Genomic DNA, 24,378 nt, shown 5'->3' with positions numbered 1-24,378 from the left:
TGAGTGAATACCCGCAGATATAATCACCTACTCTTCTAACTTTTTTTTCAATAATTAAGTTAAAATACCCAACCAATTACCCCAATAAAAGATTTCTAACAATAAGCCAATCCCAAAAACATACTTGGACAGAATATGCACAGCATATTTACTGAAAACTGTTTATTTTTCAAATTGAGATAAAATAAACACAAATTTAAAATTAGCTTTTACTATGATTCAATACAATACTAAGAAAAAACTTATTGGTTATTAGGATGAAAAAGTCCATCTATTTAGTTGAATCAGATCATTAACTATCACAAGTACAACAGTAAATTGGGTATAGCCATATCACAACGATTTTAATTCGATTTTTAATCTTAACCTGAAAAAGTTTGCAATCAATCTAATAAATGATAATCCATTAAATACCTTTTCTGCCAAGCAGCTGTAATCGGTTTCATAAATTACTTTTCTATAGTGTGAATCCAAATGCGAAAGAATTAAAAAATTTATTCGATTCGCGCAATTATTGATCAAGCCCCTACTGTCTTGATTATTATTATCATAAACAATAATAAAAATAAAATAAAAATATACTGAAACGTTAGCATAACCTGAAATTTTTTGACAAATAATAGAAAACATTAAATGTAATCGATTTCATAAAATGTTAACCAGATCACTTTTTTGGGATATCTAAAGTGATAATATTAATTTAAACCAATAAATTTTTAGATAAATAAAAGTGTAAACGATTTCTAAATGATGCTAAATCATTTAAAGCTCAACAAAGGAAGTTCATCATGAATCAAAACATTACGTCATCACTGCATAATAAGAATTATTGGGTGTTTAGCCTCTACTTTTTCCTTTACTTTTTTATTATGGGAGCCTATGTCCCATTTTTTCCAGTTTGGTTGAAAATGATTGGACTAGACCAAGCAAGTACAGGATACGTTTTTTCATTTATTTCATTATTTGCGTTAGTTTTCCAACCTATTTTTGGCTTGATTTCAGATAAATTGGGATTAAAAAAGCATCTTCTTTGGATTATTACCCTGCTATTAGTATTGTTTGGACCATTTTTTATTTTTGTATTTGGACCTCTACTCAAATTTAATGTCACATTAGGCGCAATTGTGGGTGGATTTTATCTAGGCATGGTATTTAGTGGAGGAGCACCATCTATAGAAGCTTTAGTTGAAAAAATCAGTCGTCGTAGCGGTTTTGAATTTGGTCGCAGTCGTATGTTTGGTTGTTTTGGATGGGCAATTTGTGCTTCATTTGTTGGGATTATGATATCAAAAAACGTCAATGCTGTTTATTGGTTATGCTCTGGATTTGCACTGATTCTTCTATTTTTAGTCAAGATCGCTGATCCCGCAAGAACTTCAACAACGGATGTTGTCGAGCAAATGGGATTAAATAAACCTGAACCTTTTAATATAAAACAGGCTTTAGATTTACTCTGCATGCGTAAAACGTGGTTCTTTATGCTTTATATCGTTGGTGTGGCATGTACTTATGATGTGTTTGACCAACAGTTTGCTAACTTTTTTACTTCATTCTTTTCTAGTGAACAAGTTGGTCGCGAAGCATTTGGTTATGTCACAACGCTTGGTGAATTTTTAAATGCTACAGTAATGTTTTTTGCACCAATAATTGTAATGAAAATCGGCAGTAAAAATACCTTATTGATTGCGGGTATAATCATGTCAATTCGCATAACTGGCTCAGCGTTTGCTAGCACCGCAGTTGAAGTAGTAATATTAAAAACATTACACATGTTTGAAGCACCATTATTACTTGTTGGCGCCTTTAAATATATCACTAAGCACTTCCCTATCCGTTTATCAGCAACCGTTTACTTGATTGCATTTTGTTTTGCAAAACAATTATCTATCATGTTTATGTCTACATTTGCTGGTTTGATGTATGTTAAAATTGGTTTTGAAGGAGCTTATTTAGTCCTTGGCTCCATCGCATTTAGTTTTACAATGATTTCATCTTTCACGTTATCAGGACGTGGACCATGGGATGTTTTTAAATATACAAAAAAAACAGTAATCAGGTAATTAATCTAGATTCATTAAACATAATTAGCTTAAATTAAGGTACTTAGATGAAAATATTAGTGACTGGTGGTTGTGGATATATAGGTAGCCATACTTGTGTCCAACTAATTCAATCAGGCTTTACACCAATTATTATTGACAATTTATTCAATAGTAAAGCCTCAGTATTAGAGAGAATACAAACTATCACAGGGAAACCTGTTGTCTTTTACCAAGGGGATGTATGTGATGCAAAATTATTAGCAACAATTTTTAAAGAACATGACATCAAAGCCGTTATTCATTTTGCTGGTTTAAAAGCTGTTGGTGAATCGGTATACAAACCACTTGAATATTATGAAAATAACGTGTATGGCAGCATTGTTTTAATGAAAGCGATGCGTGATGCTGGCGTTAAACAATTGGTATTCAGTTCTTCAGCTACCGTCTACGGTGAATTAGCACCTGTTCCTTATGTTGAAACGTTACCGCAAGGATTACCTACCAGTCCATATGGTAAAAGTAAACTTATGGTAGAACAATGTATGATGGATTTAGCCGTTGCCGAACCTGATTGGTCACTAACACTGCTACGCTATTTTAACCCTGTTGGTGCTCATCCTAGTGGTTTAATGGGTGAAGATCCTTTAGGCATTCCAAATAATCTGATGCCCTATATTACTCAAGTTGCAGTGGGTAAACGAGAGTCACTCGCTGTATTTGGTAATGATTATCCAACAGAAGATGGCACTTGTGTACGTGATTTTATTCACGTTGTGGATTTGGCTGACGGGCACATTGCCGCTCTAAAAGCTGATCAAAATAAAGCTGGAATTCATATTTATAATTTAGGTTCCGGTGTTGGCTACAGTGTTTTACAAGTTATTAAAGCTTTTGAAAAAGCTTCTGGTAAGCCACTTAATTGGCATTTTGCACCACGCCGAGCAGGTGATTTACCCGCTTTCTGGGCCGATGCTAACAAAGCCGAGCAAATATTAGGCTGGAAAACCAAACTTACGCTTGATGATATGGTAAAAGACTCATGGAATTGGCAATCTAATAATCCACAAGGTTATCCTGATTGAATTATAGTTTGAAACTAATAGCAGCAAAATCATAATTGAAGAGGCAAAAAATGGATATTTTTAACCCAGTTGATCATCCTCATCGTCGTTATAATCCATTGACCAATCAATGGGTACTTGTTTCACCACATAGAGCAAAACGCCCTTGGCAAGGACAACAAGAAGAGATAAACGAGGAGCAAAAACCAAGTCACGATCCAACTTGTTTTTTGTGTGCAGGTAACAAGCGAGTCACGGGGGATATCAATCCCGATTATAAAGGGACATTTGTATTTACCAATGATTTTGCTGCGCTAATGGAAGATACGCCAAATTCACCAGTTAACGATGATCCACTGTTTCAAATGCAAAGCGCTAAAGGCACCAGCCGTGTTATCTGCTTTTCACCAGATCACAGTAAAACTTTGCCAGAACTGGATTTATCTGCCATTGAAGGCGTAATCAAAATCTGGATCGCTCAACAACAAGAATTAAGTAAAAAATATCCTTGGGTACAAGTGTTCGAAAATAAAGGTTCAGTAATGGGGTGTTCTAACCCTCACCCGCATGGACAAATTTGGGCAAATAGTTTTTTACCCAACGAAATTGTGCGCGAAGATCTCAATATGCGCAATTATTATGAAAAATATCAACGTAATCTATTAATTGATTATGTTGAAAAAGAACTCATAAATCTTGAGCGAATTGTCGTTGAAACTCAATATTGGTTGGCGGTGGTTCCTTTTTGGGCAATCTGGCCATTTGAAACACTTCTGTTACCCAAAACACATATTCCACAATTAACCCTGTTAACAAGCGATCAACAAAGTGATTTAGCGATTGCACTCAAAAAATTAACCAGTCGTTACGATAATTTATTTCGCTGCTCTTTTCCTTATTCAATGGGTTGGCATGGCGCACCATTTATGGAAAATAAAAATGACTATTGGCAAGTACATGCTCACTTTTATCCCCCTTTGTTACGTTCAGCGACAGTCAAAAAATTTATGGTCGGTTACGAAATGCTAGCCGAAGTACAACGAGATTTAACGCCAGAACAGGCAGCCGAAAGACTGCGTAATGAAAGTGATGTTCATTATAAAGATATAAAGGATAAATAGATGAAAGAATTAATTAATAAAACTTCGCAAGCATTTGAAACTAAATTTGGCTATAAACCAGATACGTTGATACAAGCGCCTGGCCGCGTAAATTTAATCGGGGAACATACAGATTATAATGACGGATTTGTGCTACCTTGCGCTATTAATTATCAAACAATAATCAGCTGTCATAAACGTTCAGATAATCTGATTCGGGTCATTGCGGTTGACTATAATAATGAGCAAGATGAATTTTCATTGGATTTTCCCATTGAAAAACATCCAAAATACCAATGGGCCAATTATGTACGCGGCGTAGTCAAACATCTAAAAAAACATACTGATAATATTCATGGCGTTGATCTCGCCATTAGTGGTGATGTACCACAAGGTGCGGGATTAAGCTCATCAGCATCCCTTGAAGTTGCCGTAGCTAAAATGTTCCAAGTTTTATATGATTTGCCATTAGATGGCACCCAATTAGCTTTGATTGGTCAAGAGGCTGAAAATCAATTTGTTGGTTGTAATTGCGGTATTATGGATCAACTCATCTCCGCACTTGGACAAACACAACATGCCTTATTGATTGATTGCCGATCGTTAGAAGCATTCCCTGTTTCAATACCTGAAGATTTTGCAGTAGTAATTATTAACTCAAATATCAAACGTGGTTTAGTCGATAGCGAATACAATAGTCGTCGCCAACAATGCGAAGCAGCAGCTAAAGCTCTTGGGGTAAAAGCATTACGCGATGTAACGTTAGATGAATTGAAACAAATTGAAAGTAAGCTTGATCCTATCGTTTTTAAACGCGCTCGTCACATAATCACTGAAAATGAACGTACCTTAAAAGCCGCTTCAGCGTTGGCAAACAGCGACTATACATCTTTATCAAATCTTATGGCGCAAAGCCATAACTCTATGCGTGATGATTTTGAAATCACGGTGCCTGCCATTGATTATCTGGTTGAGATAATTCACAATAAACTTGGCGATCAAGGTGGCGTACGCATGACAGGTGGTGGTTTTGGCGGTTGTGTTGTCGCACTCGTACCCAAAAATAAAGTTGATGATATCAAAGCAGTGGTTAATGATAATTATTTTAAAAAATTTGGTATCAAAGAAGATTTTTATATCTGCAAACCAAGCAAAGGAGTGCACGCTTTATGCCTATAAAACAGATTATTACACTTTCAAATAAACAGGGTATGAGCATTAAACTCTCAAACTGGGGAGCAACTTGGCTTTCATGTGAACTACCCGTTGCAGGACAAAATCGAGAAGTCTTACTTGGTTGTAAAACTTTTGAACAATATGCACAGCAAGATGCTTATCTAGGCGCGACCATTGGGCGATATGCTAACCGAATTGCAAACGCGACCATCAAGGTCAACGAAAAAAGCTACTCACTGACTGCAAATCAAGGAGTAAACCAACTGCATGGTGGCAAATTAGGGTTTGATAAACAACTGTGGCACATCCAATCTCAAGCTGACAAGCAGGTCACCTTTGCATTGATTTCACCAGATGGAGATCAAGGGTTCCCTGGTGAGCTCAAGGTCGAAGTAACCTATAAACTCACTGATGACAATCAAGTTATTATCTCTTTTAATGCTATCACGACCAAAACAACCCCAGTCAATCTAACCAATCATGCTTATTTTAATTTGGACGGAGAAACTAGCAAAGATATCCTTAATCATACCTTGCAAGTGAATGCTGATTTTTATTTACCCGTCGATCGCGACGGTATCCCAAACAGTGATTTAGTTAGCGTTAGCCATAACGATATGGATTTACGAATACCAAAGCTAATCTCTGATAAATTACTCCAAAGCCCAGAAAGACAAATCACGAGTGGTTATGATCATGCTTATTTATTAGATAAATCACAACCCATTGCCGCTCATCTACTATCCGCCGATAAAAAAGTGAAGATGAATGTGACCACGACCCTACCTGCACTACAAATCTATACGGGTAATTTTTTACAACATACACCGAACAGGCATAATGGTGAATATCATAATTTTGCGGGTATCGCGTTAGAAGCGCAGTTTCTACCAGATAGTCCAAATCATCCCGATTGGCCACAACCTAGCTGTTTTTTGGAACCTAATCAAACTTATCATCATCAAATTTGTTACCAGTTTATGATTGATAAGTTATGAAGTAACTAATTACGGATGAACGATAATTGTGTTCATCCATAAAAAATAGTGTAAAAGTTTTTTAGTTTTAAAAACAATATATATGGACGGATTGTTATTGAATTTTTATATTTAAAACCAAGATAACAAACTCTTTAAATTTATTTATCTGAATTAAGAAAATCAATTATAGAAGAAACAAATAAACTTCTCCCTTTTTCATTACGATCTAAATGCACAAAATGTGTGCCATCGGGTATTTCTACCAAATGTGCTTGCTTAGCTTCATTAACAATAGCTAAAGCATCTGCTTTACGGCTCCAAAAGTCATTTTGCGAGAAAATAACTAATATCGGCATCAATAAATGTTTGGCTTGCCACTGCTTTTGGCCAATAGCTAATTCAAAACTATCTGCCATTGCCCCTGTTGGTGAGCGAAATTGAGGAGGTGTATGAGAAAAAGATTCAGGATCAGAATTCATCGCCTCTTGAGCATAAGCATTAGCAACTAAAGGATCCCTCCATAAATCTTTTTCAACCATAGGGATACTTAAATCCCAAGCCTGAAACAAACTTTCTTTAGTATTTAATTGATAACCACCAATACTGTGATTGAATTGTTTTGGATTTAATTTGTCTTCAAATACTGAGCCTTTACCTAATAATTTATGATCGTCAACAGCACCATATAATGAATTATAAATAATTAACTTATTAACACTATCACTATGTTGCTCAGCATAGGCGGCAGCCCAATGACCACCTGTAGCCCAACCAAAAATATTTATTTTTTTGGAATCTGTCCATTTTAATATTTGATTCACAGCGCACTTTAAATCATCAATTGCGGCGGGCGTACGGACTAATGGTTTAGATTCACTTGCAGGTCGAGACATTTCTTTAGGACGACTCGATTTACCATATCCTCGTAAATCAATAATATAGACATCAAACCCAGCTTGAGCTAAATCTTCTGCTAACGATCCCCCTTGAACAGGTAAATCAAACGAACCAATACCTGCAACTCGAGCACCATGAACTAATAACAATGGTTCTTGTTTATGTTTATTATTCTTTAATTTAACTTCTCTGATAAAAATATTTTCATCTAAATAGCAAGAACCGATCAAATGGTCTCTTTTTTCGATCATACTAGCACTACCTGTATAGGGTAAAATTAACAAAAGAATTATCATACTCCTTTTAATTAGTCTAATCACTTCAATATCCTTTATTTCAATCAATAACTTCTAAAGTTAACAATATTCAATTAATTTATTTTAGATTACCGCTAAATTTAAATAAGATTTTTGGCTAGTTTACTAACAATCCAAGCTAAAATTAGGTATGATATTCATATCTTTGCTAATGGATAAACTAATAAATGAAAAGCAAAACTTTAACCGCTATCTTTCCTGGAACTTTTGATCCAATTACTAATGGGCATATTGATCTTATTACTCGAGCATCATTACTTTTTCCTCGTTTAATTGTTGCAGTTGCAGAAAACCCTAATAAAAATACCCTTTTCACCTTAGAAGAACGAGTTAATTTAGCTTCGACTGCGGTTGAACACCTATTAAATGTTGAAGTGATTGGTTTCGATAATTTAATGGCTAATTTTGCTCAAACACATAATGCGACTGTAGTTGTTCGTGGTGTGCGTACAACGCATGATTTTGAATATGAAAGGCAATTAGCTGAAATGAATCGCGCATTAAAGCCAGATTTAGATACTATATTTTTGATGCCATCAATTGCAATGGGCTTTATTTCATCAACTATTGTTAAAGATGTGGCTTACCATGGTGGCAATATTACCAATTTAGTGCCTGTCCATGTTAAAAAAGAATTGTTACAAAAACTTACTTAGATTTTAAACTTACGATTATGGTTAAATTTTACACCCCACCTAAAAAAAAGCTCACCTCACAAAAATTGACCGTTACCGTTTCTTCGCTTGATGCCTTTGGACAAGGCGTTGCTAGCCATAACGGAAAAACAATTTTTATCAAGTCAGCCTTGCCTGATGAAACGGTTGATATTAAGTTGACCGAAGATAAAAAAAATTACGCAAAAGCGACCGTCATAAAATATTACAATCAAAGTAACGAACGGGTTAAACCTCAATGTGAATATTATCAAAAATGTGGAGGTTGTGAACTACAACATATCTCATCACATTTACAACAGCAAGCCAAATACTCGGCGCTTATCAACTTATTACAAAAAGAGGGTGGACAAAATTTAGCTAGTGTCATTAAAGATTCGCCCCAAATTATTGCAGATCAACCTTACCATTATCGCAGGCGGGCAAGATTAGCAATTAATCTAGTTAAAGGTGAATTATTTATTGGATTTCGTCAAGCGGAATCAAATCAAATAATCAATATTGCGCATTGTCCGATATTAGTTGAACAATTAGATTTACTACTTGCCCCATTACAAAATTGCTTACGCAAAATTATCCAAAAAAAAGCACTCGGCCACATTGAATTAATCGCCGTTGATAGTGGTGTGATTATTGTATTAAGGCATACCTTGCCAATGACATCTCAAGATACCGAGTTATTGAAACAGTTTGCCCAAGAACAGAACATTTCACTCTACTTTTATGGTGAAGAGTTAATCCATATTACTGGAAACAAAGAACACTATTATTTAATCAATCATTTAAAGTTAACCTTTAGTCCACTCGATTTTATTCAAGTAAACAGCAAAATTAATCAAAAAATGATTAATCAAGCTTTGGAATGGTTAACATTAAAACCAACAGATAATGTATTAGATCTATTTTGTGGAATGGGTAATTTTTCATTGCCAATGGCAACATTAAGCAAATCGGTTACTGGGATTGAAGGCATCGATGCACTGGTTGAAAAAGCCAAATTCAATGCACAATTAAATAACAAAGAAATTTGTGCTAAAACACATTTTTTAATCAATAATTTAGATGATAAACAGCAATTTAACACATGGAATCATGCTACATTTGAAAAAGTATTATTAGATCCTGCAAGAGCAGGCGCTTATAATGCAGCAGCAGAAATTGTGAAGATAGCACCCGAAAAGATTGTTTACATCTCGTGCAACCCTGCTACTCTAGCAAGAGACTGTAAGCAATTTATCGATAAAGGATATAAAATTGCTCAAGTTGCTATTTTGGATATGTTTCCACAAACTAAGCACATTGAATCAATGTTGCTGCTAACGAAGTAGGATAGTAATTATGGTATCAGTTAGAGGAGCCCATCAACACAGTGAAGAGCATTATTCTCTTGCACAATTTGATATTGAAAGATGGACCAGTCAAGAATTATTATTAACCAATCCGACCTCTTATAAAAAGTTCAAAGAAGTTTGGGATTTTTGTTTTGAAAACAGTGCCGGTGCGCCAGAACAAATCCACTGCTTCCAAAATGCGATTGAAATGGTCGAAATTTTATCAACGCTCAATATGGATATTAATAGTCTATGTGCTGCGTTATTACTTCCTTTTGTTGATACCAAAATTATTCGTCGAGAAGATATTCCTGAAGATTTCGATCGCGAAATTTCAAATATTATTTCCAGCATCGTAAGAATGAAAGAAATTCGCCATTTACGAGCAATTCGTAATGGCAGTGCGACGACTGAACAAATTGATAGTATTCGTCGCATGTTATTAGCTATGGTCAATGATTTTCGTAGTGTCGTCATTAAATTAGCTGAACGCATTACTTATTTACGAGATTTAATCTCAGCCCCACAAGAAGAGCAGGTTTTAGCGGCTAAAGAGTGCTTTAATATCTATGCACCACTTGCAAATCGTCTAGGTATTGGTCAACTCAAATGGGAACTTGAAGATTTTTGTTTCCGTTACTTATATCCTGATGAATATCGCCTTATCGCTAAAAAGCTACATGAAAAGCGCTTAGATCGTGAGCTGTATATTGATCAATTTGTTGAACATCTACAAGATTTAATGAATAAAGATCACATTCGTGCAGAAGTCTATGGTCGCCCTAAACACATTTATAGTATCTGGCGCAAAATGGAGCGTAAGCATCTGCAATTTGAGGATCTTTATGATATTCGTGCAGTAAGGATTATTTGCGATCGTATTGAAGATTGTTATAACGCTTTAGGTATTGTTCATAGCCATTATAAACATATCGCCAAAGAGTTTGACGACTATGTTGCCAATCCTAAACCTAATGGTTATCAATCCATTCATACGGTTGTTTATGGACCACAACATAAAACGATTGAAATTCAAATCCGAACAGAACAAATGCACAATGACGCAGAGCTAGGTGTTGCTGCGCATTGGAAATATAAAGAAGGCAGTACCGATAAAATGACTGCTTATGATCAACGAATTTCTTGGTTACGTAAACTTCTAACTTGGCAACAAGAGATGTCTGAAAGTGGTGAAATTCAAGAAGCCGTACGCAGCCAAATTTTTGATGATCGAGTCTATGTTTTTACACCGAAAGGCGATGTCGTGGATTTACCCGCTGGTTCAACTCCGCTTGATTTTGCTTATCATATCCACAGTGATGTCGGGCACCGTTGTATTGGTGCAAAAGTAGGTGGTCGCATTGTACCTTTTACCTACAATTTAAAAATGGGCGACCAAGTTGAAGTTATTACCCAAAAGCAACCTAATCCAAGTCGCGATTGGCTGAATCCAAATACAGGATTTGTTAATAGCAGTCGTGCCAGAGCTAAAATTCAGGCATGGTTCAAAAAACAAGATCGCGATAAAAACATCGCCACCGGCGAGCAAATTTTACAAAATGAACTTGAGCCGTTAAATATTACTTTAAAAAGTGTCGAAAAAATACTCATCAATAAATACAATGCCCACTCATTTGACGAAGTACTTGCAGGTATTGGCAGTGGTGATATTAGAATTAACCAGTTAGTTAATTTTATTAATGCTCAATTTAATAAACCGACTGCGGAACAAGAAGATGAGGCCGTCTTAAAACAAATTGCCCAAAAATCAACTACACAAGCTAAGAATAACAACAAAACGGGTAATAAAAAAGGCAGTGAAATCATTATTGAAGGTGTAGGCAACTTAATGTATACCATTGCTAATTGCTGTCGCCCTATCCCTGGTGATCCTATTGCGGGTTTTGTAACGCAAGGCCGCGGCATTTCAATCCACCGCGCAGATTGCGAACAGTTACAAGAATTAAAAAATCATGCTCCTGAACGCATCACTAACGCCGTTTGGAATGATAATACTCACTCAGGCTATACCATGGTTACCCAAATCGTTGCCAATGATCGTAGCGGTTTATTACGAGACATCACCACCATATTGGCTAACGAAAAAGTTAATGTGCTTGGTCTAATAAGCCGTTCTGATATGAAGCAACAATTAGCGACCATTGAGGTAGATATGGAAATCTTTGATCAGGATTCTTTAAATCGTATACTCAATAAAATTAAGCAACTACCTGATGTTATTGAAGCCAAACGTTTTCAAAGCTAACAACTAATCTATCGCCACGCTTAAGTGGCGATAATGCATTACACGTTATTTTCGTTGTAAAATTTCAAATTGATATGGATAGCTATTTTTTTCATCAGCTTGGTGATCTTGTTGATAAATTACCTGCCATTGCTCGGGTAAATAATCGGGGAAATAGGTATCCCCTTGCAATTCAGCATCAATATGCGTTAAATAGAGCCGATCAATTAATGGCAACACTTGCTGATAAATATTACCTCCGCCAATAATAAAAACTTCATCAGGTTGTTGCGCTTGGGCAAGGGATATTGCCTCATCAATCGATTTTACCCTGCTTACATTAGAAATTTTATTATCACTTGGCTCTATTTGTCTTGAAATAACAATGTTGTGACGATTAGGAAGTGGTCTACCAATTGATTCAAATGTTTTTCGCCCCATAATAACAGGCTTATTGAGCGTGTTTTTTTTAAACCACGCCAAATCAGCAGGTAAATGCCAAGGCATTTTATTATTTAGGCCAATAACACGATTATGTGCCATAGCAACAATAACACTTAAAATCATAGTAATTACACGTATCCTAAAGATTTAATTCGTTGATTTACATTTTCTGGAAAAATAGTTTGACTCCAAAGCCTACGGCTTAGAGAAAGTAAAGGTTCTGTCTGTCCGGAAACTATCCAATTCGCTAATTCAGTTGCTACATCAGGATATATTGTTGGTTTAGGAGAAGGTAAGCTCAACCAATACTTAAGTTTAATACTATTCAAATTCTCCATAACAGTAGCCATATCTAAAGTGTGTAAACACTGTGCATTATAGATTTGCTCAAATTGCCCTGATACAGGCTTAGTCAAAATCTTTTTACCTAATACTAACGCTTCAGAAATTAGGGCAAAACCTGTGTTCGAAATAATACCAGAACAACTCACTAAAGCATGGGTAAAGTTATCACGACCAAGAGGTTGAAAAGTGATATTCTTTTGTTGAGACTGTTGCTTTATATCTGGATGAAAACAGATAAATTGATGATCTGGGAATTGTTGTAACAATTGTGTAATTTCATCTAATGCCTCAAATGGCAAATAAACAATGATATTTCCATCTTCGGTAGGTGTAACGTCAAAGGTGTCAATCATTGGAGGAATCAATTTATGCCCAAAATGAAACCAATGTAAGCCAATAGGATTAGTGACAGGTGCATAATACTTCATAATCACATTCGCTATCAACCCATATTCTTTAGGCTTGAGATATTGGCATACGGCTTGATTACTGATGCCTAAGCAGTTTCGATGCTGATAGTGAGCAGCCCATGCACTAACTGGCTCAAAATCACTAATAATACAATCATATTTTGATAAATCGAGTTCACGCACATCTTTTACGAGTCGAAAAGCTCGAATTCGTTGTACCGTTTTACGAAAGTTGATTTTACCATTCAGTGTTGCAAAAGAGACACCACGATAAGTAGTATAGTTGCCAAAGGCTTGCATATCAAAATAGTCTTTAGGATCACGGCCGCTGAAAATATAGTCAACATTAGCACCAGCTACTTTTAAAGCTTTTGCTAACGTTCTACAACGACTGACATGGCCATTTCCTGTTCCTTGAACGCCAAAGAGAATTTTCATATCAATATTTTTTGATGATTGTAATTGGCGAATATAATAACAGAACACTTAATTATTAGCTCCATTATTTTAAGCAGATAATAAAAATAATTATAATCAATCACGATTAATAGCAATTTTGATTAAAGACATCAAAAAATATTTGATAATTTTCTTATTAATCAATTAACTAAAAAATATTTAGTGATAATAAGGCACTTCTTTTTGTTATAAATAACAACTTTTAAAATTCATTTCTGCTAATGAAAAATCCATTAATTCATTTCGATAACAATCAACAAACCAATTGAAATATTTAAAAAAATTAGTCAGTTTTTACCTAACAAATACGATTATTTATTTCAGTTATTAATAACAATTATCTTATTAAAAAAGATTGCAGTTTAATGAAAGTTTATTGGTTAGCATAATTTTTAGATTAAATTATTTAACAACCCAAACTCATTAAATCTATGAAACGAATTTCAATGCGATACAAGCGATTGTAAAAATAGTTGATCATTGATAAGTGATTCGGCACTTCATAATGGTTTTCTGTATGAATAATGTTAATGATGGCTCACCCTAAACTGCAATTAATATTTAAATATATTGGATTTTTATTTTTTTAGGAGTAATTACCATTTTCAATATATGTAAAGATGGTATAAATCAGATGTTTTTTTAAGTAAAATAAGTTTATATATTATTCATTTGATGAATAGTGAGATTTTACATGTCATTAAGATTCATCCATAAACAAACATATCTTATTGCAAAAGTAGCAATAATTTTATTTCTATTTGTTTATTCTATAAGACATTTATCTATCATCATAAATTCATCTTTGCCTGTTGCTGTGGTTTCACAACATAGATCATCAATGTTAGAAGTCAGTAATAACCATGATAGTTATTATCTTTTAACAAAAAAATCAGAATGTTTATCAAATTGTACTGTCTTTAACCATTGTTCACTCTGTAATACGCTAATATCTAATATTGTATTGAATGTTGAGTTTTCACCACACCGTGAACAATATCTTTCATATAACTTTGCTCCACAATTTAAAGAATTTATTCCTGAATTAAAACCACCAAAAGTTGCTTAATTAAATGATTCAGTTGCATTAGCAACAAAAATTAGTTTAAGCAATTATCACAAAAGTGACTGTTTTTTGTTATTAATTGTATCGTTAATAACAAAATAGTCCTTGTTTTTCTTAAAAATGATGAAAGGAATATTATGAAGCGTCGAATTTTTTTATTAAATCTTACTGCAGCTATAAGTGGTTTAGCCGTTACCAAAGCCTTTGCCAAAATGGATCACTCTGCGATGAGTGATACCATGTGTGAAACAAATTCTGATGAATGCCAAAAGGGGGATAGAATGCACCACGAACATATGAATATGAGTCATAACAAGAAGCCACAAAAACTTTTACCTACTTCAGCATTACCACAAGGTCAAGATTTACCAGAGTTAGTTCGTTTAAAAAATACAAGTGACCAGCCAGGAACATTCGAAGCAAATCTGGAAGCAAAACCTGTTAAAATAAAATTAACACCACAATTAACAACAGAATTTTGGGCATATAATGGCACTATTCCGGGCCCTGCAATTGAAGCTTTCGAAGGCGATAAAGTTAAAATAACCGTCAAAAACAGTATACCGCAAGCCACAACGGTACATTGGCATGGTTTACTCATTCCATCCAATCAAGATGGTAATCCACAAGACGAAATCCCTGCTGGCAGTAGCCGAACTTATGAATTTACTATTCCAGAAGGCAATGCAGGTACATATTGGTACCATCCACATGGGCATGAAACCGTTTCCGAACAGATTGCACGAGGATTAGCCGGAATGTTTATTGTACGCAGTAAAAAAGATCCACTTGCCTCTTTTCCTGAACAAAACTGGTTCTTTTCTGATTTAAAATTAACCGATAAAGGTGAAATTGCCGATAATTCAATGGTTGATTGGATGAATGGACGTGAAGGTCAATTTGTATTAATTAATGGTGCTTATCGTCCTAAAATTACCGTAAAAAGTGCAACTAGAGTGCGTATTTGGAATGCGTGTTCTGGGCGTTATCTTAATTTATCAATTCCTGGCTGTGATATTTACTTAGTTGGCACAGATGGAGGATTGATGCCTAAACCGGTTCAACTAAATTCACCGCTATTATTATCACCAGCTGAACGTGCTGAATTGGTTATTGTACCTAAACAATCGGGTACAGTATATTTACAATCAATTGGATACCATCGTGGAAAAATGGGCAATGTACCCCCAGAGCAAGATATCATACTTGGTGAATTAGCTTTGACAGAATCCTCCCCTATAACCTTACCGTCAACGTTACGAGAATTGCCAAAATTAGGGCAAGCAACTGCCCATAAGACACTTGAATATACCGAAGTTATGGATGTAAAAGAGCCTCGAGGAGGTATGCTATTTTTAATTAACGGCAAACGCCATGATATGCAACGAATTGATTTAGAGAGTAAAATTCATGAAGTTGAAGAATGGACAATTTTTAATAACTCTCACATGGATCATAACTTTCATATACATGGAGCACAGTTTACCGTCGTTTCACATGAATTAAATGGTAAAAAGAATCCACCTAAATATGCAGCATTAAAAGATACCATTAATCTGCGCCCACATGAAAAAATCACCATAAAAGTTCAACAAAATATGCCAGGATTACGCATGTATCATTGCCACATAGTTGAACATGAAACACTTGGTATGATGGGTCAATTGATGGTGAAATAATTTGATTAACTTTCCCCCCTCTTTTTTTAACCATTATTTATTAAAATTAGAGGTGGGATATTTTGTTGATAAAGAAAAACAATAAACAAAGTTTAAGGTTTAGAATATTGAGTAATTCAGTTTAAGAAAGTAGCATTTAAAATAAGGCGATTAACCTATCAAACAACAATATTTTGCTAGCACAAAATCACACGTGTCTGCTTTTCTAACTCCATAACTTGTGAGGCGTCTGCCATATCATTAGTAATTAACGCGGTAATTTCACCCCAATCACAAATTTTATATAAGCTTTTACGACTGAATTTAGTATAGTCACCTAAAATATATCTTTTATCCGAATGTGCAATGATCACTTTATCTATGTAGGCATCTGAAGACGAAGGACTAGAAGGACCGTTTAAATTGCTAAAGCCATCAGTTCCTAAAAAGCAGACATCAACTTGGATTTCGTTGATCATTGATAGCGCCCAACCTCCAAATACAGATGAACTTTTGTCACGTAATTCACCACCAAATAAAAACACTTGATTTTCTGACGAAATCAATATGTTAGCTACAGGTAGAGAGTCCGTGAAAATTTTGAAACCAGAACGATACACTAATAATTTAGCTAGTTCTAATGCTGTACTTCCTGTACCGATAATTATTGAGCAATTATCTGCAAGAAGCGTTAATGCTTTTTGTGCGATACTCTTTTTTAAGCTTGCATTTTCTTTTTCTCTAATTTTGAATGGATTCTCAATAGCACCTTGTTTAAGCGTTGCACCGCCATGACATTTAACTAAAAATCCTTTTTTTTCTAATTGAGATAGATCTTTGCGAATAGTTTCATAAGTTACTTGATATTTACGAGCTAGTTCACTTACATACACAGTTCCCGCTGTAATCAACTCTTCTAAAATTAATTCTCTTCTCTCATTCATTAAGTGCATAGTTAACAATCTCAATTATTTTAGTATGGGTATTGGTGTTATTAATAGTTATCTTTTTTATTTTTGCCGATATTTTACAACAGAATCTAACTTATTCCTCATTTATCTTAACTACTTTTCTAAAAAAACCAATTGACTTAATATTAAATACCAACACAAAATTGGTATAAATTGGTTTTTAATTACATAAAAAACATAATCTTATTATTTTTGTGACGCAGATCACATTAACTTACCAATAAAAACCAACTATAAAGTTGGTTACTAAATCTAAATGAGGAAAACTGATGAAAACAAAAATTGCTATCGCATGCGATGATCTGGGATTTGAATATAAACAAGCCATTAAACAATACTTAATTGATGAAAAAAATGCTGAGGTCGTTTATGACCCAGTAAAGGTCAAGGATGATGGTGTCAATACATTCGCCAAATTGGCAGATGAAATGTCAGTGCTGATTCAAAAAGATATTTGCCGTTTAGGTATTTATATCTGTGGAACTGGAATTGGTTTTACTTGTCAAGCAAATAAACATTGGGGTATTCGTGCCACTGCAGTAACCAATCCTTATTCAGCCAAACGAGCCAGACTCAGTAATAATGCGCAAATCATCGGTATTGGTTGCCGAGTCAATGGGCTTGAGTATACAAAAATGATCATTGACGCTTGGCTTGATGAACCTTTTGATTTTACTACTGCTCGCGAAAACTCGAAAAAAAACTTATTAGAAGCAGAACGTAATGACAATGCTCTATTAGTCAAACCTATGCATGTTGCATGGAATATGGGTTTTAGAGCTGATGAATAAGTAACAAAGGAGCATCTTATGGAACTAATCACGCAATTTATTAATGATTTAGGTAATTTTATCTTTATCCCTATTATTTTTTTAATACTCATGGCTGGTCTTGGTCGACCTATTTCAGAATGTATATCTTCTGCAATGAAAGTTGGTATTGGCTTTATAGCATTAAGTATGACAATTAAATTTATGCTAGACAAGATGGCTCCTGCAGTTACTGGACTTGCTGAAAGTACAGGATCTTCACTTAGTGCAATTGATGTCGGAGGCGCTGCTACTGCCGTAATGGGATTCGGTTCTAGTATGGGACCAATTATTATTCCATTATGTGTATTTGTTAATGTACTACTCCTTATTTTAAAAATAACAGATTGCGTTAATGTTGATGTGTTCAATTTACATCAAAATGCATCAATGGGGGCTATTGTTGGTGTTTACTCTGGAAGTTTTCTATATGGAGTATTAACAGCAGCACTCTTCCATATTTGGGCATTAATAGCGGCCGATATTGGCGCTAAAAATAATGAACAGTTTTATAATTTACCCGAAGGTGTATCCATTTCTCACCCAGTAGCAAATACTTATCTCATTTTTGCTTACCCTTTCAATTGGGTTTATGACCGTATTCCTGGTTTTAAAAATCTGAGTATTACAGCAGAAACAATTCAAAAACGCTTTGGTGTACTTGGTGATCCAACCATTGTTGGTTTTATTATTGGAGTTTTACTTGGTTTTTGTGGTTATTCATGGCAAAGCCCCTATCACACTATCATTTCTAGCTTACAATTGGGAATGTATTTAGCAGCTGTTATGTTGTTATTACCAAGGATGACTTCCATAATGATGGAAGGATTAGTACCGTTATCAAATGTAGTTCGAAAAAAACTAGTTAAACGCTTCCCAAATCGTGATATTACTGTTGGTATGGATACTGCGTTAATTGTTGGTAACCCATCAGTAATTGCACCCGCATTATTGCTTATACCAGTCATTGTCATCTTAGCCGTAATTTTACCCGGTAATAAGGTAATGCCATTAGGTGACTTATCTCAATTTGTATTCTTTATTGCCTGTATGGTACCAGTATTTAAAGGCAATATCATTCGTACATGGATCACTTCAATTTTTTTATTTGGCGGTGGTTTATATATCGCTTCGTGGATGACTCCTGCAACAAATGAAGTATTTCAAGAATTTGGAACCAATCCTGATGCTTCTGTGATGTATACCTCATTGAATCCATCTGCAAATCCATTTACAGGACTGTTTGCCGCAACTAGCCACATAGGAATACTAGGTTATGCGTTAATTGGTCTGATTTTACTATCAGTAGGTTATTTATTGAAGAAAAAACAAAGAAATTCAAACATTAATAGCGAGGTCTCAAAATGAAAAAAGTTTTAGTGGTTTGTGGAAATGGAATTGCTTCATCATCAATTATGGTTTCAATTTTACAAGATTATCTGAAAGAACAAAGTATTGTTGCACAAGTGGATAAATCCTCACTCATGGCATGTTCAGCTGATACGTTTAATGGCTACGATTTAGTCGTGTCATCAACCAAAATCGATAATCCTGATATTACAACTAAAGTAATTGTTGGTGCTGGTTTGCTTACCGGTATTGGCGAAGAAGCAATTTTTGATGCAGTAAAAAAAGAACTTACTAAATAAGAGGTAGTTTATGCATATTTTAGTTCATGATTTAGATAACAGTATCAAAACATATCAAGAAGTAATTAACGCATCAGGATCTTATTTGTTAGAAAAAGATTATATCCAAGCTGATTACATTACTGCATGTATTGATCGTGAAAAAGATTATCCTACAGGATTACTTATGAGTAACGGAATAGGGATAGCTATACCTCATGCAAATTATCAATTGGTAAAGTCTGATGCTATTAGTTTAGTTCGTTCCTCTAAAGGTGTTGAGTTTGGACAAATGGAAGATTCTGATTTAAAAGTCAGTTGTCAATTAATATTCAACCTAGCTTTATCAACCAGTAATCAACACTTGACGATACTCCAGCGGTTGTTTGCTTTATTTCAAGATGAAATTTTCGTTGACAACTGTCAAAACCTTAGCTGCTTACAAGTTGAACAATTAATCAATCAGCATATAAACAAATAGATAATTATACTAAATTTTTATTCATCACTAATTTAAAAATTACTGATGAATAAAATAGATGAAAGGAAAAATTATGTCCAAACAATTAAATATCATTGTTGCCTGTGGAAGTGGTGTAGCAACGTCAACAGTTGCTGTTGATGCAGTAAAAAATATATTAGAAAGTGCTGGTATATCAGCAAAAATTAGTAAATGTACTTTAGGAGAATTGGAGGGTAAACAGCAAAATTTTGATTTAGTACTCACAACCGCTAATTATAAAAAAGCATTAACCATTCCACATATGAGTGTTTTTGGTCTTATTTCTGGTGTTAACGTTGATTTAGTAAAAGACAAACTATTGCAACTATGCCAAGAGATTTTATCTAATGCATAAGGAGCATAACTATGATGGATATATTACAAACTTTTTTTGAAACCGTTTCAAAACTAGGTGCAGTAGTATTGCTACCCGTAGTTATCATGCTACTAGGTTTGTTTTTCCGTATGCGAATTGGTTCAGCAATTAAATCAGGTTTACTCGTTGGAATTGGTTTTCAAGGTTTAGTACTAGTGCTTAACCTACTAATGGCAACAATAAACCCAGTTATCGCCTATTATGAAAAGCTTGGGTCAGGTTTTACAACGATTGATGTAGGATTTGCTGCAATCGGTGGTGCCGCTTGGTCTATCCCAGCAGTGGTATTGTGTATTCCGTTGATCATTTTATTAAATATTTTATTAATCAAAATAAAAGTTGTTAATGTAATTAATGTTGATGTATGGAACTTCATTCACTTCATGATTCCGGGAGCTTTAGCCATTGCTCTATTTGACAATATATTCATTGGTGTTTTAGTCACAATCGGCTTATCTGTTATTACATTATTTTGTGCTAAATGGGTTGCTCCTAAATGGGAGGAATATTTTGGTTTAGAGGGAACCACATGCACTACTTTAGCTTTTGTTGCTTTAATTTATCCAATTGCCGTATTTTTAAATAAACTAATTGATTTTATTCCTTTTATTAAAAATTTTGAAATAAATATGGATAAAATTGAAAGTAAATTAGGTATTTTTGGAGATCCTACCTTTATTGGTATTTTTGTTGGTGCATTTTTAGGCATATTAACTCAACAAAATATTCCAACAATTCTCACCATTTGTATGGGATTTGCAGCAGTCATGATACTTATTCCAAGAATGGTAGGAATTATGATGGAGGGCGTAACACCAATAGGTAATGCAGCAACAACATTTATCAAAAAACATGTTAGTGGTAGTGATGGTAAGTTTTATATAGCCATGGACATTGCCTTAGGACTTGGCGATCCTGCTTGTATTACCGTAACCGCAATCACTATACCATTTGTTATCGGATTTGCTTTCCTTATTCCTAATATGACGTTTTTTCCTTTAGGTTTACTCGCTCAAGTTTGTTATTTGACACCTATGATTGTCTTAGCCAGTAAGGGAAATGTATTTCGTAGCACCTTACTATCAATAATCTGCATGTATTTTGTCTGCTTTAGCGCTAACTATTTTGCTCCAGAAGCAACAGCGATGATGAAGTATGCAGGCTTAGATATCTTCGCCACAAATCCAAATGCCACAGTAACCGATGGTGGTCATTTTGGCTGGAATCCAGGAAGCATTTTGGTTTCATTAATACATAGATTAATAGAAGTTTTTTCTTAAATATATTTTTATGAATAAGGAAATAATACATGGCAAACAAATTTAAACTCTCACCATCTGTTTTTGCTGCTAATTTAGGTATGTTAAAGCAACAATTGACAGAACTAGAAAAAAATGAGGTCGAACTATTACATGTAGATGTAATGGATGGGCATTTTGTTGAACGCATAGCCTTTGGGGCTGATCACATTAAAGCTCTAAAAAAATTAACACATTTACCACTTGATGTTCATCTAATGGTGCAAAAACCTGAAGTGCATTTAGACAGTATCATTGCAGCCGGAGCAGACATTATCACAATTCATCAAGAAGCGACTAATCGCCACATAAGTTGTTTGCAGAAAATTCGTAAGGCAGGAATAAAAGCTGGAATAGTGCTTAATCCCGGCACTTCCGAAGAAAATATAAAATATCTTTTAAATGATATTGATATGGTTTTACTTATGACAGTTAATCCTGGTGAGGGAGGACAACATTTTTTAATGTCCGTAGTGGATAAGATAAAACGAGTTAGATCTTTGGTCAGTAATTACAATATTGATATCGAAGTCGACGGAAGTATTGATGACAAAACCATTAAGTATTGTCGCGATGCTGGAGCAAATATTTTTGTCTCTGGGGGATATTTATTCAATGGCAATATCACAGACAACATTACTAAGTTAAGAGTTTCATTAGCCGCATAATATAGATAAGGAGATAAAAATGAGTAATTTCACTGGAAAAGTTGCACTTGTAACTGGTGCAGCACATGGAATTGGTAAAGCAATTGCTGAAAAATTTGCAAAAGCTGGAGCTAATACAGTTATTGTCGATTTTAATTATGAATTAGGGACTGAAACGGCAGAACAAATAACTCGCGATTATCAGCAACAGTCAATATTTATTCAAGCTGATGTATCAAACGCGAAAGATATGGAAAAAGTACGAGAAGAAACATTCAAACAATTCGGACGTATTGATATTTTAGTATTAAATGCTGGTGTTGCATTTGCTAACAAAGTTAATGATATCTCTTATGAAGAATGGCAAAAAACATTAGATATCAATTTAAGTGGTCTATTTAATACCGTTAAACCTTTCTATAACGATTTTTTAACCAATAAAGGTTCAATTGTTTATATCAGTTCAGGTTCAGCCTTAAGTGGCACTGGTGGTGGTGTGTCTTACCCTGCATCTAAAGCAGGAGGCGAAGGATTAATGCGAGGATTAGCCAAAGAACTAGGTCCAAAGGGTGTAAATGTAAATTCAATTGCTCCAAGATTAATTGACTCAGGAAAAATGATGCGTGTGAATTACCCGACTCAAGAAAGTCTAGATGCCGTGTTGGAAAAAATACCGGTTAGACGTCTTGGTACTGTCGAAGATGTTGCTAACTTAACTTTATTCTTAGCAGATAAAGATAATTCTTATATTCAAGGACAAACTATTTTACTTGATGGCGGTAGAACTATTGCTTAATAGGAGCAAGCAAAATGCAATCACAACTAATTATTAATGAACTAAATCATTCTGTTCAAACATTAACTGACCAAAACATCACAAATTTAATCCAGAAAATAAAACAGCATAACCGTATTTTTGTCCATGGTACAGGACGTTCAGGTCTTATGTTAAAGGCTTTTGCAATGAGACTGATGCAGCTTGGATTAAACTCTTTTGTAGTTGGTGAAACAACTACACCATCAGTACAAAAAGGTGATCTTTTAATAGTCGCATCAGCCTCAGGTGAAACTGAAAGTGTTAATTTAATGGCTAAATCAGCACTCAAACAAGGTATTGATCTTGCTATTATCTGTGCATCGCCTGATTCAACTCTTGCCAAAATCCAATCACCAGACATTATGTTACAATCGGGTACTAAATATTCACAATCACAAGTAAGTCAACAACCACTTGGTAGCCTTTTCGAACAGATGTTACTTATTATCTTTGATACTGTTATTCTTACTATGAGTAATAACCAAAAAGATAGTAATGATGATATGGCTCATCGCCATGCAAGTTTAGAATAACGTAAGTTTCGATCAATTTAAATCCACTTATCGTAAGTTTTTTGATGGGTGGATTTTATACTATTCCTCGTTAAATATTACTTTATTTATATAAATTACCTCTTATTTATAATCGGGCTTATTAACTTTATTTGCTTATCATTTCATTGCCTACAATAATCGCTTAACTTGTTGTAATAATTGTTTTTGATTTTGACAAAAAATGCTAATATACTGCCGAAATGATCATAATTAATTATTGGCAAAAAATCAGCAAACGCTTGATTATTAACACGGCTTTATCGCACTTATTATTAGGTGTGATTGCTGCTGGGTTTGGATTGTATCAAGAAAACGCTTTACCTGCGCAATCTTCAGCGTCCCAAGTTGGTATTATTACCATTACCCGAATTGTACAAGATCATCAAGCTCCGATAACAATAACATCACAAACATTAGTCTTAGCGCAAAAAAGGCAATATTATAGGTTAATTACACCATTAAATTACCGTGATGTTAGTCCAAATCCAATTATTCGATTATCACCTAATAATGGCATAAGGGCTGGACCTAACACTACTGCTTAATGAGCTTACCACTTAATTAAATTAAA

General features: G+C 34.6%; 24 protein-coding genes. 20 read left to right on the top strand and 4 right to left on the bottom strand.

The genetic code is table 11. From position 1 onward, the window contains the following. The first annotated feature begins 788 nt into the window (after nucleotides 1–788). From H3S88_RS07880 to galM, 5 genes are read left to right on the top strand one after another with little or no spacing between them, the layout of a single operon-like run. On the top strand, nucleotides 789–2,060 hold the full coding sequence (locus tag H3S88_RS07880; protein ID WP_198226803.1) for an MFS transporter: 1,272 nt from the start codon (nucleotides 789–791) through the stop codon (nucleotides 2,058–2,060). 47 nt (nucleotides 2,061–2,107) lie between these two features. Then, a complete protein-coding gene (galE, locus tag H3S88_RS07875; protein ID WP_198226801.1) occupies nucleotides 2,108–3,124 on the top strand; it encodes a UDP-glucose 4-epimerase GalE in 1,017 nt (338 codons plus the stop codon). Nucleotides 3,125–3,174: 50 nt separating this feature from the next. Beyond that, a complete protein-coding gene (gene galT / locus H3S88_RS07870; RefSeq protein ID WP_198226799.1) occupies nucleotides 3,175–4,224 on the top strand; it encodes a galactose-1-phosphate uridylyltransferase in 1,050 nt (349 codons plus the stop codon). After that, entirely contained in the window at nucleotides 4,225–5,382 is a 1,158-nt protein-coding gene (gene galK / locus H3S88_RS07865) for a galactokinase (RefSeq protein WP_198226797.1), read from the top strand. Then, nucleotides 5,373–6,377 (top strand): galactose-1-epimerase, encoded by a 1,005-nt coding sequence (gene galM / locus H3S88_RS07860; protein WP_198226795.1) that lies wholly within the window; start codon nucleotides 5,373–5,375, stop codon nucleotides 6,375–6,377. Before galK ends, galM begins: the two co-directional genes overlap by 10 nt. 140 nt (nucleotides 6,378–6,517) lie before the next feature. On the opposite strand, the gene H3S88_RS07855 is transcribed toward galM, so the two are convergent. Next, nucleotides 6,518–7,552, bottom strand: coding sequence for an alpha/beta fold hydrolase (locus H3S88_RS07855; protein ID WP_198226793.1), 1,035 nt, complete (start codon nucleotides 7,550–7,552; stop codon nucleotides 6,518–6,520). A 188-nt stretch (nucleotides 7,553–7,740) separates the two neighbouring features. On the opposite strand from H3S88_RS07855, the gene coaD reads away from it, so the two are divergent. Genes coaD through relA form a run of 3 tightly spaced genes read left to right on the top strand, consistent with a single transcriptional unit; the run spans nucleotide 7,741 to nucleotide 11,844 of the window. Then, nucleotides 7,741–8,229: a pantetheine-phosphate adenylyltransferase gene (gene coaD / locus H3S88_RS07850; RefSeq protein WP_198226791.1), complete on the top strand. Its 489-nt coding sequence runs from the start codon at nucleotides 7,741–7,743 to the stop codon at nucleotides 8,227–8,229. Between the two features lie 17 nt (nucleotides 8,230–8,246). Beyond that, nucleotides 8,247–9,575, top strand: a complete 1,329-nt coding sequence (rlmD, locus tag H3S88_RS07845) for a 23S rRNA (uracil(1939)-C(5))-methyltransferase RlmD (RefSeq protein ID WP_198226789.1) — start codon at nucleotides 8,247–8,249, stop codon at nucleotides 9,573–9,575. 10 nt (nucleotides 9,576–9,585) lie between these two features. Then, nucleotides 9,586–11,844: a GTP diphosphokinase gene (relA, locus tag H3S88_RS07840; protein WP_065603759.1), complete on the top strand. Its 2,259-nt coding sequence runs from the start codon at nucleotides 9,586–9,588 to the stop codon at nucleotides 11,842–11,844. A gap of 45 nt (nucleotides 11,845–11,889) precedes the next feature. On the opposite strand, the gene folA is transcribed toward relA, so the two are convergent. Together folA and H3S88_RS07830 are read right to left on the bottom strand one after the other, a co-directional pair. Continuing rightward, nucleotides 11,890–12,390 (bottom strand): type 3 dihydrofolate reductase, encoded by a 501-nt coding sequence (gene folA, locus H3S88_RS07835; RefSeq protein ID WP_232352439.1) that lies wholly within the window; start codon nucleotides 12,388–12,390, stop codon nucleotides 11,890–11,892. 5 nt (nucleotides 12,391–12,395) lie between these two features. Then, on the bottom strand, nucleotides 12,396–13,508 hold the full coding sequence (locus tag H3S88_RS07830; RefSeq protein ID WP_198226787.1) for an MJ1255/VC2487 family glycosyltransferase: 1,113 nt from the start codon (nucleotides 13,506–13,508) through the stop codon (nucleotides 12,396–12,398). A gap of 667 nt (nucleotides 13,509–14,175) precedes the next feature. Between H3S88_RS07830 and H3S88_RS07825 the strand changes: the two genes are divergently transcribed. Next, nucleotides 14,176–14,550, top strand: a complete 375-nt coding sequence (locus H3S88_RS07825; RefSeq protein ID WP_198226785.1) for a hypothetical protein — start codon at nucleotides 14,176–14,178, stop codon at nucleotides 14,548–14,550. Between the two features lie 134 nt (nucleotides 14,551–14,684). After that, nucleotides 14,685–16,226, top strand: a complete 1,542-nt coding sequence (locus H3S88_RS07820) for a multicopper oxidase family protein (RefSeq protein ID WP_198226783.1) — start codon at nucleotides 14,685–14,687, stop codon at nucleotides 16,224–16,226. 176 nt (nucleotides 16,227–16,402) lie between these two features. Here the strand turns inward: H3S88_RS07820 and H3S88_RS07815 are convergent, their stop codons facing one another. Next, the gene (locus H3S88_RS07815; RefSeq protein ID WP_198226781.1) at nucleotides 16,403–17,158 is read right to left on the bottom strand and encodes a DeoR/GlpR family DNA-binding transcription regulator; all 756 of its coding nucleotides are present in this window, start codon (nucleotides 17,156–17,158) and stop codon (nucleotides 16,403–16,405) included. A gap of 287 nt (nucleotides 17,159–17,445) precedes the next feature. On the opposite strand from H3S88_RS07815, the gene H3S88_RS07810 reads away from it, so the two are divergent. The 10 genes from H3S88_RS07810 to H3S88_RS07765 all read left to right on the top strand — a co-directional run bounded on the left by H3S88_RS07810 (nucleotide 17,446) and on the right by H3S88_RS07765 (nucleotide 24,352). Next, the gene (locus H3S88_RS07810; RefSeq protein ID WP_039128110.1) at nucleotides 17,446–17,967 is read left to right on the top strand and encodes an RpiB/LacA/LacB family sugar-phosphate isomerase; all 522 of its coding nucleotides are present in this window, start codon (nucleotides 17,446–17,448) and stop codon (nucleotides 17,965–17,967) included. Between the two features lie 18 nt (nucleotides 17,968–17,985). Next, nucleotides 17,986–19,353, top strand: a complete 1,368-nt coding sequence (locus H3S88_RS07805) for a PTS galactitol transporter subunit IIC (RefSeq protein ID WP_039128113.1) — start codon at nucleotides 17,986–17,988, stop codon at nucleotides 19,351–19,353. Then, nucleotides 19,350–19,634 carry a PTS galactitol transporter subunit IIB gene (locus H3S88_RS07800; RefSeq protein WP_039128115.1) on the top strand — a complete coding sequence of 95 codons (285 nt, stop codon included), beginning with the start codon at nucleotides 19,350–19,352 and terminating at the stop codon, nucleotides 19,632–19,634. Before H3S88_RS07805 ends, H3S88_RS07800 begins: the two co-directional genes overlap by 4 nt. Nucleotides 19,635–19,644: 10 nt before the next feature. Beyond that, the gene (locus H3S88_RS07795) at nucleotides 19,645–20,094 is read left to right on the top strand and encodes a PTS sugar transporter subunit IIA (RefSeq protein WP_144091306.1); all 450 of its coding nucleotides are present in this window, start codon (nucleotides 19,645–19,647) and stop codon (nucleotides 20,092–20,094) included. Nucleotides 20,095–20,167: 73 nt separating this feature from the next. Continuing rightward, entirely contained in the window at nucleotides 20,168–20,470 is a 303-nt protein-coding gene (locus H3S88_RS07790) for a PTS sugar transporter subunit IIB (RefSeq protein WP_198226779.1), read from the top strand. 11 nt (nucleotides 20,471–20,481) lie between these two features. Further along, nucleotides 20,482–21,771 carry a PTS transporter subunit IIC gene (locus H3S88_RS07785; protein ID WP_198226777.1) on the top strand — a complete coding sequence of 430 codons (1,290 nt, stop codon included), beginning with the start codon at nucleotides 20,482–20,484 and terminating at the stop codon, nucleotides 21,769–21,771. A 29-nt stretch (nucleotides 21,772–21,800) separates the two neighbouring features. Then, on the top strand, nucleotides 21,801–22,457 hold the full coding sequence (rpe, locus tag H3S88_RS07780) for a ribulose-phosphate 3-epimerase (protein WP_039128122.1): 657 nt from the start codon (nucleotides 21,801–21,803) through the stop codon (nucleotides 22,455–22,457). 19 nt (nucleotides 22,458–22,476) lie between these two features. Next, entirely contained in the window at nucleotides 22,477–23,232 is a 756-nt protein-coding gene (locus H3S88_RS07775) for an SDR family NAD(P)-dependent oxidoreductase (RefSeq protein WP_039128127.1), read from the top strand. Between the two features lie 14 nt (nucleotides 23,233–23,246). Continuing rightward, nucleotides 23,247–23,786, top strand: coding sequence for a 6-phospho-3-hexuloisomerase (hxlB, locus tag H3S88_RS07770; protein WP_039128130.1), 540 nt, complete (start codon nucleotides 23,247–23,249; stop codon nucleotides 23,784–23,786). Between the two features lie 221 nt (nucleotides 23,787–24,007). Next, nucleotides 24,008–24,352: a hypothetical protein gene (locus tag H3S88_RS07765; protein WP_198226775.1), complete on the top strand. Its 345-nt coding sequence runs from the start codon at nucleotides 24,008–24,010 to the stop codon at nucleotides 24,350–24,352. Nucleotides 24,353–24,378: the final 26 nt, after the last annotated feature.

It is taken from the genome of Gilliamella sp. B14448G11 (assembly GCF_016101765.1).
GTDB lineage: Bacteria > Pseudomonadota > Gammaproteobacteria > Enterobacterales > Orbaceae > Gilliamella > Gilliamella apicola_N.
This window is presented reverse-complemented; position numbering and strand designations above follow the sequence as displayed.